This is a genomic window from Pararhizobium antarcticum (assembly GCF_001885585.1).
GTDB lineage: Bacteria > Pseudomonadota > Alphaproteobacteria > Rhizobiales > Rhizobiaceae > Pararhizobium > Pararhizobium antarcticum.
In genome coordinates this window covers 180752-194535 of record NZ_LSRP01000001.1, presented here as the reverse complement: position 1 = coordinate 194535, position 13784 = coordinate 180752, and the positions used below count along the sequence as shown (strand labels likewise).

The window sequence follows — 13784 nt, the reverse complement described above, 5'->3', positions numbered from 1 at the left end:
CAAATTTCAATGTCCGTTGCGGACGCGCGCATGCAGCGGGTTGAAGCCCATGCGGTAAACGAGTTCGGCCGGTCGCTCGATGTTCCAGATGGCGAAATCGGCCCATTTTCCCGGTTCGAGCGTTCCCACCTCATCGACCAGACCGAGTGCCCGTGCCGCCTCCCGGGTAACGCCGGCAATGCACTCGTCGACCGTCATGCCAAACAGGGTCGCGGCCATGTTCATGGTCAAAAGCAGCGAGGTCAGCGGCGAGGTGCCGGGATTGTTGTCGGTGGCAATCGCCATGCGAACGCCGGCCTTGCGGAACTGGTCGATCGGAGGCTTCTTGGTTTCCCGAATGAAATAGAACGCACCGGGAAGGATGACCGCGACGGTGCCACTCTTTGCCATGGCTTGCGCGCCGGCCGCGTCGGTATATTCGAGATGATCGGCGGACAGCGCGCCGTATTCGGCGGCAAGGGCTGCGCCATGCAGATTGGACAACTGGTCGGCATGCAGCTTGACCGGCAGGCCAAGGGCCTTGGCGGCATCGAAGACCAGCCGCATTTCATCCGTCGAAAAGGCAATGCCCTCGCAGAAACCGTCGACAGCATCGGCCAGACCTTCGGCCGCGATGGCAGGCAGCATCTCGTCGACGATCTTGGCGATATAGCCGGTCTTGTCGCCCTTGAATTCCGGTGGCAGCGCATGGGCGCCGAGGAAGGTGGTGCGAATGGCGACGTCACGCTCGTCGCCGAGCCTGCGGGCGGCGCGCAGGGCCTTGGCTTCGTTTTCAAGATCGAGACCATAACCGGACTTGATTTCGACGGTGGTGACGCCTTCGGCGATCAGTGCATCGAGCCGGGGAAGAGACTGGGCGACAAGCGCGTCTTCGCTGGCTTCGCGCAGCGAACGGACGGAAGAGACGATACCGCCGCCGGCGCGGGCGATGTCTTCATAACTGGCGCCGGCAAGCCGCATCTCGAATTCACTGGCGCGGTCGCCGGCATGGACAAGATGGGTGTGGCAATCGATCAGGCCGGGCGTGATCCAGCGGCCCTCGCAGTCGATGATTTCCGCAGCGTCGTGAACGGGGAAAGGCAGCTTTTCTGCCGAGCCGGCATAAAGGATACGACCGTCCAAAACGGCGAGAACGCCGTCTGGGACAAGGCCGAGACCGGGCAGTTTAGGGTTCAGCGTGGCAAGCCGGGCATTGCGCCAGAGCCTGTCGCAGGCGGTTGTATGGGCTGACCCGGTTTTCGATTTTGTGGAAGACATCGATGATTGCGCCTTTCCTTTTCGTGCTATTATGTATAGACATAAAGGCAATAAGCGCAAGTGATTTTTTTGACGGTGCAACACTCAGGAGGGGATGAGCCTTGGCCAGCATTCATGTGAAATCAGCTCTGACGCCGGCGGGTTGGCGAAGGGATGTGCGGCTCGTGATCACGGGCGGCCAGATTTCCGCCCTCGAATCGGGTGTTGCGGCGCAGGCGGGAGACGAGCGCCATGACGTTCTGGTTCCCGGCATGCCGAACCTGCACAGCCATGCCTTCCAGCGCGGCATGGCGGGACTTGCGGAAGTGCGTGGCCCGGGGGACGACAGTTTCTGGAGCTGGCGCACCGTCATGTACCGCTTCGCTCTGTCGATGACGCCGGATCATGTCGAGGCCGTCGCCGGCCAGCTTTACATGGAAATGCTCGAGGCCGGTTTTACCCGCGTCGGCGAGTTTCACTACCTGCACCATGATATCGATGGCCGGCCCTATGCCGATGTGTCCGAGATGGCGCAGCGGATCGCGGCGGCGGCCGCCTTGACCGGCATGGGCCTGACGCTGCTTCCTGTCTTTTATGCCCATTCGACATTTGGCGGAGCGGCGCCCAGCGAGGGGCAACGCCGTTTCATCAATGACCCCGAGCGTTTTTCCCGGTTGCTCGAAGGCTGCGACAGTGTGGTTCGCGGTTTGCCGGGCGGACAGGTCGGTGTGGCCCCGCACAGCCTGCGGGCGGTGACGCCGGATGAACTGGCTGCTGTTGTCGCAATGTCCGAGGATCGGCCGATCCATATGCATGTGGCCGAGCAGGTCAGGGAAGTCGAGGATTGCATCGCCTGGTCGGGAAAGCGGCCGGTCGAATGGCTTTTGGACAATGCCAGCCTCGATGATCGCTGGTGCCTGATCCATGCGACGCACATGACCGATGACGAGACCCGCCGCATGGTGCGGTCCGGTGCCGTGGCCGGTCTCTGCCCGATAACGGAGGCCAATCTGGGCGATGGCACGTTCAACGCCAAAGTGTTCGCAGATGCCGGCGGAAGGTTCGGGATCGGCTCGGACTCCAACATTCTGATCGGCATTCCCGACGAGTTGCGACAACTCGAATATTCACAGCGCCTGCTGCATCGCTCGCGCAATGTCCTGAGCGAACCGGGGCGCTCCACCGGTCGCGCTCTGTTCGATGGCGCGGTTGATGGCGGTGGCAGGGCGCTCGGCTCTCCAGTCGGCATCGCCATTGGCCAGCGGGCGGATTTCGTCTGTCTGCGGCAGCCGGATATCGGCAGCCTCTTGGACGACGCCGTGCTGGATTCATGGATTTTTGCCAATGGAACGCAGCCTGACTGCGTCTGGGTCGCCGGCGTCAAGCAGGTCGAGCATGGTAGGCACATCAGGCATTCCGAGATCGCATCGCGGTTTCGCGGCGTCATGGCGGCGCTTCTGGCCTGATCGGTCATGTTCCGGTAGGGGTGTGGCTTCGGTGAAGCCGACAGCAAGCATGTTGACGGCGCATCGACCGGCGAATGGAAGTGAGACCGTGGTAAAATTGCGCGACGATGCGGAGGAGAACAACGCAACCGGAGCTGTCGGGCCGGCAGCCGATCTGTCGCTGCACCAGCGCATCCTTGGCGATATCGAGGATCGCATTCTGTCTGGCGAATGGGCGCCCGGGTTCCGCATTCCGTTCGAGGTCGATCTCGCGGCACAGTACAGATGTTCGCGCATGACCGTGAACAAGGCGCTGACGCAACTCGCGAAAACCGGGCTGATCGAGCGGCGGCGGAAATCCGGCAGCTATGTGACGCAGCCGCGGGCGCAATCGGCGGTGCTGGAAATCCGTGACATCAAGCTCGAGGTCCAGTCCCTGGGGCTTGCCTATGGCTATAAACTGGTTGCAAAGAGCCGGCGGCGGAGCACGGCTGAGGACCGCCGACACCTCGGGCTAACGCTTCCGACGCCCGTGCTCGCCCTGGAATGCATTCATTTTGCCGGTGGCAGGCCATTTTGCGCCGAGCAGCGGCTGATCAATCTGGCGGCGGTGCCGGATGCCGCTTCGGAGCGCTTCGAGGAAGAGGCACCGGGGCCATGGCTGCTGAAGAGGGTTCCCTGGAGCGCTGCGGAACATACGATCCGGGCGGTCTCAGCTGACGATAGGATTGCTATGGCCTTGGGTATTGTCGTTGGAGCGGCCTGTTTGACCGTCGAGCGCCGCACCTGGAGCAATGGCGCCTATGTCACCCATGTGCGGTTGATCTACCCCGGCGAGAGGCATGTGCTTGTTGCCAATTTCACGCCATCTCAGCCGAAGTAAACCCGAGGACACCCAAGGCCGGGCAAAGTGGCGGGATCCCGCCACCTGCCGGTATCGGCCTGCGCCTATTTCTTGGGCTTTGCCCCTGAAAGCTTGGGAACTTCCTTGTTCAGTGTCGCGGCGAAGGGCGCTGCAGTCTTTGCAGCTTCCTTGTCCTTTTTCGGCTTTCTGACTTCCTTGTTGCTCTTTGCTTGCCCCTTGGCCATGGTCGTGTCCTTCCTCGGTGGATGATTGGGGCTGACGGCTTCTATGCCTACCCCTTGGCGTCTTCGAGATTGTCTTCCGTTGTTACCCGTTCGTAGGTTTCGCCTTCGCTGCGGACGCGATACTGCGGCGAACCATCCCGAACAGGCAGTGTCGCGAGAATGCGAAAAATCGTTTCGTCGCGCAATGACAAACCGACGGTACTTTTCATGCGGACCTTCTGACCAACAGAAAAACGGTGCAGGCGGGATTGGGAAGGAACCCGGGGTGGGATGGGGCTCGAAGCCATGGGCAGTCTCCTTGGATGAAAAAGCGTGGTTTTAGAAACCGGAGTTGACCCCGCTTGGTCATATCCGCTTTTTGAAGGAGCGTTTGCCGGTTCGGGAACTGTCAGTCCATCCGTCGTCACGTGCTGCCGGGCGACCCGCGAAATTGATCGGGTGGCGCCGGATAGATGTCCCGTCTCCAGGCATGAAACCCGCAAGAGAACGATCGGAAATTTGGATTGAGCAGCCAAGCCTTGGCCAAAGAGCGACTGAGATGCAAGCGTAGCCTCAATTGCGGTTTAAATGAGGCCGCAGCAGCGCCGTTGCGGGTCACACAGGGGGGCGTGCGTCCACGCCGAATTCGAGGCTCATCTCGATGAGTTCGTCCCAGAGACTTTCGGCAAAGCCGCGCAGGACGAGAATTTCGAAAGCGTGCTCACCGGTGCGGGTGATCAGCGCGGAAATATGGCCGATCAGGGTCATGGCCGATCGTCCGGCCGGGAATTCGCACAGGTTCAGGTCGACGGCGGTGCCCTTGGCCAGAACGGCTTCTACATCCGTGCCGCTGATGGCGATCCGGACGCGCCCGTGGGCCTGATCGGCCATAGACCCCTGTCCGGACAGGCGCGCTTTCCTTTCCGCCATGTCGACGGTCGAAAGCACTGCATCGCCGACCACGAACCATTGCCCGGGTCCGACCGGGCGCACAGACTGCGCCTTGCCATCTCCAAGCGAAGCAACCAGCGCCGTAACGTCGCCCGTGGCGCGGCCTGCCAGAACCTGCAGCACATGACCTTCCGGCAGCGCTTCAAGCGTGATCCGCTTTTCAGGCATTGACGTCCCGAAGGCGCCGGATCTTGCCCCGGCAAGGGCGGCACGGTGAAGGAGGACAAAATCAACCATGGAGCTTTCCGTTTTCCGGATCGAAGAAGACCGGGCTGCACAGCACGGCCTTGGTGTATTCGTTTTTCAGATCGTTCCAGACGGTGACCTGTTCGCCGTATCGCTGCGGCCCCCGCCGGACCAGCGCCAGACCGATGGTCGAGCCGAGGTTCGGCGAGTAGCAGCTGGAACTCACATAGCCCTGATCGTTCTGGAGCGTCGGTGTCGCACCCTCGGTCAGGATGTGCGCGCCGGTTTTGAACGTCGTCTTGGGATCAACAGGCTTGACGCCGACCAGCGACAGCCGGTCCGGATCGAGCATGCCTTCCCGTGACAGCATCGCCTTGCCGATGAAATCGGGCTTGGTGACTGAAACCATTTTCGCAAACCCCAGATCGGAGGGAATGACGGTGCCGTTGATCTCGGAATGCGTCACGTGGCCCTTTTCGATGCGCATGACGCCGAGCGCTTCGACACCGTAGGGGCAGATGCCGTGTTCGGCACCCGCGTCCATGATGGCGTCGGCAACGGCTTCGCCATAGCCCGCGGGGACCGCAAGTTCATAGGCCAGTTCGCCGGAAAACGAGATGCGGAACAGTCGAGCGGAAAGCCTGCCGCCGAACAGCGAGACTTCCCTTGCGCCGAGGAACGGAAAAGCCGCGTCCGATATATCTTCATCGACGATGGTCTGCAGGATTGCCCGCGACTTCGGGCCGGCCACGGCGATCTGCGCCCACTGGTCGGTCGAAGAGGCGAACTGCACATCGAGACCGGGCCACAGCGCCTGCGCGCAGAATTCCAGATGGTTCATGACGCCGGCGGCATAGGCTGTCGTCGTGGTCATGAAGAAATGGTTTTCGCTGAGCCGGCTGGTGGTGCCATCGTCGTAGATCACACCGTCTTCGCGCAGCATCAGCCCGTAGCGCGCCTTGCCGACCGGCAGCTTCAGGAAGGCGTTGCAGTAGACGCGGTTGAGGAATTCCGCAGCATCGCGTCCGAAGATCTCGATTTTACCGAGCGTCGAGACGTCGCAGATGCCGGCATTTTTCCGGACGTTCAGGACTTCGCGATCGACACTTTCGCGCCAGGTCGTTTCGCCCGCCTTCGGGAACCATGAGGATCGGTACCAGAGCCCGGTCTCGACGAAGATGGCGCCGTTTTTCTTTGCCCAATCGTGCAGTGGCGATTTGCGCACGGGCTGGAAATGCCTGCCCTTGGAGGCGCCGGTCAGCGCGCCAAAGGAGAGCGGCGTGTAGAATGGACGAAAGGTCGTCGTCCCCACAGCTGCGGGCGAGACCTTGCGCGCTTCGGCCAGAATGCCGATGGCGTTCATGTTGGAGAGCTTGCCCTGATCGGTCGCCATGCCGTTTGTCGTGTAGCGCTTGGCCAGTTCGACATGGCCATAGCCTTCGCCAACCGCGGAGACGAGATCCCTGACGTGCACGTCATTCTGGTAATCGACGAAGGCCTTGCCTTTCGAGCCGCGCACGAACCAGAGCGGCTTGACAGGCTCGGTCCTGTCGGCGACGGCCGCAAAGGCTCTATCGGCGTTGGCAAAGCCGAGGTCGGTGACCAGGCGGCGGGCTTTTTCGGCGCCGTCTGCAAGGCAGGCTTCCAGCGTTTCCAGTCCGGCGGCGGAACCGGCTATGCTCAGCCCGTCCTGTATTTCGGGCGCAAGAAAGGCGGATTTCGCGTCGGACCAGGCCGGCCGCGCGCCACGATGGCAGGCAAGGTGGATGATCGGGCTCCAGCCGCCGGACATGGCGAGCGCATCGGCCTTGATAACCTCTAACGTTCCGGCCTGGGCAATCGTGACGCCGGAGAGCGCCTTGCCGCCTTTGGCATCCATAACCACGCCGCCGGAAATGACACGGGCCTTGCCGTCCCAGGTTTTCGGTGCATCCGCGCGGCTGTCGACGATGGCTGCGACATCGAGGCCGCGCGCTTCGAGATCGGCCGCCGTCCGGTAGCCCGACGCGCCATTGGTGAAGATCACGGTCTGTCGCCCGGGCGCGACGGCCTGCCGGTTCAGATAACTGCGCATCGCTCCTGACATCATCACGCCGGGAATGTCGTTGCCGCCAAAGACCATGGGCCGCTCCTCCGCACCGGAGGCGAGAATGGCCTTCTTGGCGGCAAAGCGCCAAAGCCGTTCCATCGGGCGGTTGGCATCGATCGTGCCGACATGCTTCTGGACCCGCTCGATACCACCAAAGACATTGCCGTCATACCAGCCGAAGACGGTGGTGCGGGTCAGCAATCGGACATTCGGCAGGCTTTCCAGTTCTGCGAGCGTTCGGGAAAGCAGTTCCGCCGGGGTCTGGGTGGCGATCGGTGCTGTCTCCGACAGAAGCGATCCGCCGAACTCGAAACCTTCGTCGGCGAGAATGACGCGGGCGCCGGCACGACCAGCCGTCAAGGCGGCGGCAAGGCCTGCAGGGCCGGAGCCGATGACCAGAAGGTCGCAATGCGCCCAGCACTTCTCGTAGCTATCAGGATCGGCCTCATAGGTGGCGCGGCCAAGGCCGGCCGCCTTGCGGATGATCGGCTCGTAGACTTTTTCCCAGAAGGCCGCCGGCCACATGAAGGTCTTGTAGTAGAAGCCGGCGCCGAGGAAGGGGGCCAGCAGGCTGTTGACGGCACCCAGATCGAAATCGATGGAGGGCCAGCGGTTCTGGCTTTTTGCGATGAGGCCCTGATACAATTCGGCGACGGTGGCGCGGGTGTTGGGCTCCGTGCGTCCGCCGTCCCCGATCGTCAGCAAGGCATTGGGCTCGGCGGCACCAGCAGTCAGGATGCCGCGCGGCCGGTGATACTTGAAGGACCGGCCGACGAGTTGGCGGCCATTGGCGAGCAGGGCGGAGGCGACGGTGTCACCGGCAAGCCCTTGCATCGGCTTACCATCGAAAGTGAAGTCGAGCGGCTTGCTGCGGTCCAGGCGGCCACCGCTGGGCAGGCGGAAAGAACTCATGCGGTCTCTCCCGTCGCGGCCGCATCAACGGCCGAGTAGATGGCGTGGGTCACGGTGTCGCGCTCGACGATCAGCCAGCGGCGGCAGCCGGACGTGTGGTGCCAGTGTTCCCTGTGCCGTCCGCGCGGATTGTCACGCAGATAGACATAGGCATGCCAGGCATCCGCGCCGGCATCCGGTTCGGGGCGCGTGATGCCGGCATCGCCGCGAACGGTGAATTCTTCCTTGGGGCGCGGCCCGCAATGGGGGCAGGCGATCAGGCTGGCCATGTCAGGTCCTCAATGCAGATTGGGTTGGGCGCCAACGCCCTTTTCGTCGATCATCCGGCCGCGCGCGAAACGGTCGAGGCGGAAGGCGCGCCCGGTCTCGTGCGGCTCGTTTTTCGCGATCAGATGGGCGTAGCAGAAACCGGAGGCGGGCGTGGCCTTGAAGCCGCCATAACACCAGCCGGCGTTCAGGTAGAGATTGTCGATGGGGGTGCGGTCGATGATCGGCGAGCCGTCCATGCTCATGTCCATGATGCCGCCCCAGGAGCGCAGCACGCGCACCCGCGAGAGTGCAGGGATCATCGCGACGCCGGCCTCGGCGACATGCTCGACCGTCGCCAGATTGCCGCGCTGGGCATAGGAGTTATAGCCGTCGATATCGCCGCCAAAGACAAGCCCGCCCTTGTCGGACTGCGAGACATAGAAATGCCCGGCGCCAAAAGTCACGACATTGTCGATGAACGGTTTCAGTCCTTCCGAGACGAAGGCCTGCAGAACATGGCTTTCGATCGGCAGCTTCATGTCGACCATGTCGGCAACGGTGGTCGAATTGCCTGCGGCCGCCATGGCCAGCTTGCCGCAGCCGATGAAGCCCTGGCTGGTTTCGACGCCCGAGATGCGGCCGTTTTCGCGGCGGATGCCGGTGACTTCGCAATTCTGGATGATATCGACGCCACGCATGTCGGCGCCGCGCGCATAGCCCCAGGCGACCGCATCATGGCGCACCGTGCCGCCGCGCTTTTGCATCAGGGCGCCCTGGATGGGGAAGCGGGCATTGTCGAAATCGAGGAAGGGCAGCATCTGCCGCACGGTATTGCGATCGAGCAGATCGGCATCGACACCGTGCAGCCGCATGGCATTGCCGCGCCGCGTGTAGGCGTCGCGCTGGGCGTCGGAATGATAGAGGTTGAGCACGCCGCGCTGGGAGACCATGGCGTTGAAATTGAAGTCCTGCTCCAGGCCTTCCCAGAGCTTCATCGACAGTTCGTAGAAGGGGTTGTTGCCTTCGAGCAGGTAGTTGGAACGGATGATCGTCGTGTTGCGACCGACATTGCCGGAGCCGACATAGCCTTTTTCCAGCACGGCGACATTGGTGATGCCGAACTCCTTGGCGAGATAATAAGCCGTTGCCAGCCCGTGCCCGCCGCCGCCGATGATGATGACATCATAATGGGTCTTCGGGACCGGACTGCGCCACGCAGGTTGCCAGGTCCTGTTGCCTCGCAGCGCGTTGAGAAAGACGGAAAAGGCAGAATAGCGCATGATCGGATCACCGTGAAAGCAGATCGCCATCATGACAGGCCTGCAAATTGGCACTTGCAGAAAGGGGACGAATTAAAGCATGAATGAGACATGCTGAAAGAAGACCGGGCAAACGTCCAGAAGATCGGTTTCATCCTCCTGCCGGGGTTTGCGCTGATGTCCTATGCTTCGGCCGTCGAGCCCCTGCGTGCTGCCAATTTGCTGGCCGGACGCGATATCTATTTACTGTCCAACCATGTCGCCGAGGGTGATAAAGCCCTGACATCATCGTCTATCCCCGTGCCAGCCGAGCCGTTGCCGGGGCGGGGCGCCGATCTCAACATGGTGTTCGTCTGCGCCGGCGGTACGCCGGTCGATTGGGAGGTGCCTGCCGTGCTTGCCTGCCTTCGCCAGTTGGCCCGGGATGGTGTCCGCATCGGCGGCATTTCCGGCGGTCCCTATGTGATGGCTGCAGCCGGCTTGCTGAGGGATCGTGACTTCACCCTTCACTGGCAGCACGCGCCGGCCTTGATGGAGGCGTTTCCCGCGCTTTTGCCGCGGCAGGCGCGCTATGTGCTCGACGGCAATCGCATCACCTGCGGTGGCGGCGTCGCGCCGCTCGATATGATGCACGCGCTGATCGCGGAACGCATGGGCTCTGATTTTGCGCGCCGGGTCAGTGACTGGTATCTGCATACCCATGTCGAAAGCTCGAGCGCGCCGCAGCGCGCGTCGCTGGCCGAGCGCTATCGTGTCAACCATCCGGGCCTGCTGGCTGTTCTGGAAAAGATGGAAACGACGATCGAGGCGCCTCTGGATCGACAGGCGATGGCGGCCCTTGCCGGTGTCTCGCCGCGCCATCTCGACCGGTTGTTTGCCAGCCATATGCAGTCATCCTTCCTGATCGAATACCGCAAGATCCGGCTCGATCATGCCCGTCGTCTGCTGCAACAAAGCCCGCTCTCGATCTCAGAAATCGCCTTTGCCACAGGCTTTTCCAGCGCCGGACATTTTTCCCGCAGCTACCACACAACTTTTGGAAACGCGCCGCGTGACAGCCGCCAGGGCCAAGCCGGATAGCGCATGTGGATAATTTCTTGACGGTTGAGAAAATTTCACTCTCAGGATAATCTTTTTCTCAACTCAAAGAAGAAAGGGCACAGCCGGCATGGCGAAAGGCAAGGCGAAAGAGATTGATATCGGCCGCACGACCGATGATGAGCGGCCAGCCCTGAAGGCGGCTTTCCTGCAGGACCCGCACGCGCTGCGCGAACCCAAGGAAAACAATCTTGAAATCGCCATCGGCCATGAGGTTCGTGCCTTCCGCAAGAAGCTTGGCATCACCGTCACGGATCTGGCAACGGCGACCGGCATTTCGCTCGGCATGCTGTCGAAGATCGAAAACGGCAATATTTCGCCGTCGCTGACAACGCTACAGTCCCTGTCGCGGGCGCTCGGCGTGCCGGTCACTGCGTTTTTCCGGCGTTATGAGGAGCCGCGCAACGCTGTCTTCGTCAAAGCTGGCGAGGGGGTGGAGCTCGAACGGCGCGGGACGCGTGCCGGCCACCAGTACAAGCTGCTCGGCCATATCGACAACAACACGGCCGGCGTCGTCGTCGAACCCTATCTCATTACGCTCAGCGCCAATTCCGATACGTTTCCTGCATTTCAGCATGAAGGCATGGAGTTCCTTTATATGCTGGAAGGCGAGGTGGTCTATCGCCATGGCGACCGGCTCTTCAGCATGGCGCCCGGCGACAGCCTGTTCTTCGATGCCGACGCCCGCCATGGTCCGGAAGAACTGGTGAAACTGCCGATCCGCTATCTGTCGATCATTTCCTATCCGCAGAAGCAGGGAATGTAAGTCGCGGCGGGGCCGACACTCTCTATAGCAGCATCGTTGCCGCACCGATTTCCGGTCCCGCAGCCGCCAATCGCTGATCGAGCGTGCACAGCGTTGCTCCGTGCTCCAAGGCAATCGTCACGTGCAATGCGTCGCCGGCCCTCAGGTTCAACGAAAAACGATCGGCAAGCCTTGCAGCTGCACGAAAATGAAAAGCCGAAATGCTGAAGACATCGAAGGATTCCGAGATGAGCCGACTAAACCCAGCCAGCGACCTGTTCCGCTGATCGAGCGCCAACTGGCCGGTGCGCATTTTGATGGACAGGGCAGACGAAAATTCTGTGATCGTCCAATCGCTGATCGCAAGCTCCCCAGGGGATTGTTCGGAAAGCCATATTTGTATGTCTGAAGACCGAGCCTCCGCCGTCAGAGCTGCGACAAGCACGGACGTGTCGATGTACAACATACCCCGCGTCCCGCCTTAGTAGCGATCGCTGTCGCGCATCGCGCGAATGAACGCACCGGCGCTTTCTGCCTGGGGGGTAATGCCGTCTGTCACCGACGTCAGCCAGTCGATCTCCACCGGCTTGCGGGGCGATGAAATCGCGCTCAGTTGCGCCACAGGCTTTCCGCGTCGGAGAATCTGAACGGTTTCGCCAGCTTCGACCTGTGTCACGAGTTCGCTCAAATGAGACTTCGCATCGGCAAGGTTCAGCGTCTTCATGTCGGCCTCCTGACCATCTCGTTGGTCATATAGCATTCGGCCGCCTGACGCGCAACCAAGACAGAGGTGGCGTGAGGTCAAAAATGTTGCTTTAAAAGAAAATAAGTTTCTTCACAGTTGAAAATTCAAAACACAGCTGCTATCCCTCTTTCATCGATGAAACGAAGGATCTTCCCCCATGTGCGGAATTGTCGGATTGTTTTTGAAGGACAAGAGCCTGGAGCCGAAACTCGGCGACATGCTGTCCGATATGCTGGTCACCATGACCGACCGTGGCCCTGACAGCGCCGGCATTGCCATTTATGGTACGCCGTCAGTGGGGCGTGCGAAGTTGACGGTCCAGTCGGCCAAGCCGGCTGCGGATTTTGCCGGGCTGGAAGCGCTGCTGAAGCCGGTTGACGCCAGCGTCACGGTCGAGCTGAAAAGCACGCATGCCGTTATCGAGGCAAGTTCCGCACTGGCAACCGCTGTTCGCGAATTGCTTGCGCAGGAGCGCCCGGATATTCGCGTCATGGGCTCGGGCGACAGTGTCGAGATCTACAAGGAAGTCGGCCTGCCCAGGGATGTCGTGTCCCGCTTCGGCATCCGTGCGATGGGCGGAACCCATGGCATTGGCCACACGCGCATGGCCACGGAATCGGCGGTGACCACGCTCGGCGCCCATCCGTTTTCGACCGGTGCGGACCAGTGCCTGGTGCATAACGGCTCGCTGTCCAATCACAACAACCTGCGCCGCGAACTGGTGCGCGAAGGCATGACCTTCGAGACGCAGAATGACTCGGAAGTCGCGGCCGCCTATCTCACGGCCGAAATGGCCAAGGGCAAGGACCTCGGCCAGGCGCTGACCGGCGCGCTCGACGATCTCGATGGCTTTTTCACCTTCGTCGTCGGCACCAAGTCCGGTTTCGGCGTGGTCCGCGATCCGATCGCCTGCAAGCCGGCCGTCATGGCCGAAACCGACCAGTATATTGCCTTCGGATCCGAATACCGGGCGCTCGTCAACCTGCCGGGTATCGAGGGCGCGCGTGTCTGGGAGCCGGAGCCGGCGACCGTCTATTTCTGGGATCATGAAAAGGCCGCCTGAACGTGAATGTCAGTTTACAACGAGAAAGTCTGGATGCGATGCGCGTTTTCGACCTTGCCACAACACCATTGCGCGAATTGAACAGCGCACTTCACACCCTTGCCCCCGGCACCAACGATACGAATTTCGAGGTGGTCAATCCGCGCGGCAGCCATTCCGTTGCCGTCGGTATCGACCAGCCCGTGGTCGTCGAGGTGCATGGCAGCGTCGGCTATTACTGCGCCGGCATGAATGATGGCGGCACCGTTACCGTGCACGGCTCGGCCGGTCCGGGCGTTGCGGAAAACATGATGTCCGGCACTGTGGTTATCGAGGGGGATGCCAGCCAGTATGCAGGTGCAACGGGTCGCGGTGGCCTTTTGGTCATCAAGGGCAATGCAGCCTCGCGCTGCGGGATTTCGATGAAGGGCATCGATATCGTCGTCCAGGGCAATATCGGCCATATGTCCGCCTTCATGGGACAATCCGGCCATCTCGTCGTGCTCGGCAACGCCGGCGAAGCACTTGGCGATTCCATCTACGAGGCCAAGCTTTTCGTGCGCGGCGAGGTCAAGAGCCTCGGCGCGGACTGCATCGAGAAAGAGATGAAGCCGAAGCACCTGAAGCTGCTTGCAGACCTTCTGGAAAAGGCCGGTATTGCCGACGCCAGGCCGGAAGAATTCAAGCGCTACGGGTCTGCCCGCAAGCTCTACAATTTCAACATCGACAACGCCGAAGCGTATTAAGGCAGGGACATTC

General features: G+C 61.5%; 15 protein-coding genes. 6 read left to right on the top strand and 9 right to left on the bottom strand.

Annotated elements, in window-relative coordinates:
* Positions 1-6: 6 nt before the first annotated feature.
* Positions 7-1257, bottom strand: a complete 1251-nt coding sequence (gene hutI, locus AX760_RS00850) for an imidazolonepropionase (RefSeq protein ID WP_071830931.1) — start codon at positions 1255-1257, stop codon at positions 7-9.
* A gap of 101 nt (positions 1258-1358) precedes the next feature.
* On the opposite strand from hutI, the gene AX760_RS00845 reads away from it, so the two are divergent.
* Both AX760_RS00845 and hutC read left to right on the top strand, forming a co-directional pair.
* Positions 1359-2702 (top strand): formimidoylglutamate deiminase, encoded by a 1344-nt coding sequence (locus AX760_RS00845; protein ID WP_071830930.1) that lies wholly within the window; start codon positions 1359-1361, stop codon positions 2700-2702.
* A gap of 97 nt (positions 2703-2799) precedes the next feature.
* Positions 2800-3564, top strand: coding sequence for a histidine utilization transcriptional repressor HutC (hutC, locus tag AX760_RS00840; protein ID WP_071830929.1), 765 nt, complete (start codon positions 2800-2802; stop codon positions 3562-3564).
* A gap of 65 nt (positions 3565-3629) precedes the next feature.
* Here hutC and AX760_RS26965 read toward each other — a convergent pair whose 3' ends face one another.
* The 6 genes from AX760_RS26965 to AX760_RS00815 form a co-directional block, all read right to left on the bottom strand.
* On the bottom strand, positions 3630-3770 hold the full coding sequence (locus AX760_RS26965) for a hypothetical protein (protein ID WP_175551986.1): 141 nt from the start codon (positions 3768-3770) through the stop codon (positions 3630-3632).
* Positions 3771-3817: 47 nt separating this feature from the next.
* A complete protein-coding gene (locus tag AX760_RS00835; RefSeq protein WP_342587476.1) occupies positions 3818-3979 on the bottom strand; it encodes a hypothetical protein in 162 nt (53 codons plus the stop codon).
* A 385-nt stretch (positions 3980-4364) separates the two neighbouring features.
* Entirely contained in the window at positions 4365-4937 is a 573-nt protein-coding gene (locus AX760_RS00830; RefSeq protein WP_071830927.1) for a sarcosine oxidase subunit gamma family protein, read from the bottom strand.
* Positions 4930-7887, bottom strand: a complete 2958-nt coding sequence (locus AX760_RS00825) for a sarcosine oxidase subunit alpha family protein (RefSeq protein WP_071830926.1) — start codon at positions 7885-7887, stop codon at positions 4930-4932. The genes AX760_RS00830 and AX760_RS00825 overlap by 8 nt, the downstream gene beginning before the upstream one ends.
* Positions 7884-8156, bottom strand: a complete 273-nt coding sequence (locus AX760_RS00820; protein WP_071830925.1) for a sarcosine oxidase subunit delta — start codon at positions 8154-8156, stop codon at positions 7884-7886. The genes AX760_RS00825 and AX760_RS00820 overlap by 4 nt, the downstream gene beginning before the upstream one ends.
* A gap of 9 nt (positions 8157-8165) precedes the next feature.
* Complete coding sequence (locus tag AX760_RS00815) at positions 8166-9416, bottom strand: sarcosine oxidase subunit beta family protein (RefSeq protein ID WP_071831036.1); 1251 nt, start codon at positions 9414-9416, stop codon at positions 8166-8168.
* A gap of 90 nt (positions 9417-9506) precedes the next feature.
* Between AX760_RS00815 and AX760_RS00810 the strand changes: the two genes are divergently transcribed.
* Together AX760_RS00810 and AX760_RS00805 are read left to right on the top strand one after the other, a co-directional pair.
* The gene (locus AX760_RS00810) at positions 9507-10475 is read left to right on the top strand and encodes a GlxA family transcriptional regulator (RefSeq protein WP_071830924.1); all 969 of its coding nucleotides are present in this window, start codon (positions 9507-9509) and stop codon (positions 10473-10475) included.
* Positions 10476-10563: 88 nt separating this feature from the next.
* The gene (locus AX760_RS00805) at positions 10564-11259 is read left to right on the top strand and encodes a helix-turn-helix domain-containing protein (protein WP_071830923.1); all 696 of its coding nucleotides are present in this window, start codon (positions 10564-10566) and stop codon (positions 11257-11259) included.
* A gap of 22 nt (positions 11260-11281) precedes the next feature.
* Here AX760_RS00805 and AX760_RS00800 read toward each other — a convergent pair whose 3' ends face one another.
* Entirely contained in the window at positions 11282-11704 is a 423-nt protein-coding gene (locus tag AX760_RS00800) for a type II toxin-antitoxin system VapC family toxin (RefSeq protein WP_071830922.1), read from the bottom strand.
* A gap of 15 nt (positions 11705-11719) precedes the next feature.
* Positions 11720-11962 (bottom strand): type II toxin-antitoxin system Phd/YefM family antitoxin, encoded by a 243-nt coding sequence (locus tag AX760_RS00795; protein ID WP_071830921.1) that lies wholly within the window; start codon positions 11960-11962, stop codon positions 11720-11722.
* 178 nt (positions 11963-12140) lie between these two features.
* Between AX760_RS00795 and AX760_RS00790 the strand changes: the two genes are divergently transcribed.
* Together AX760_RS00790 and AX760_RS00785 are read left to right on the top strand one after the other, a co-directional pair.
* On the top strand, positions 12141-13046 hold the full coding sequence (locus AX760_RS00790; protein WP_071830920.1) for a class II glutamine amidotransferase: 906 nt from the start codon (positions 12141-12143) through the stop codon (positions 13044-13046).
* Positions 13047-13084: 38 nt separating this feature from the next.
* Positions 13085-13771, top strand: a complete 687-nt coding sequence (locus AX760_RS00785) for a GltB/FmdC/FwdC-like GXGXG domain-containing protein (RefSeq protein WP_071830919.1) — start codon at positions 13085-13087, stop codon at positions 13769-13771.
* The last annotated feature ends 13 nt before the right edge of the window (positions 13772-13784 follow it).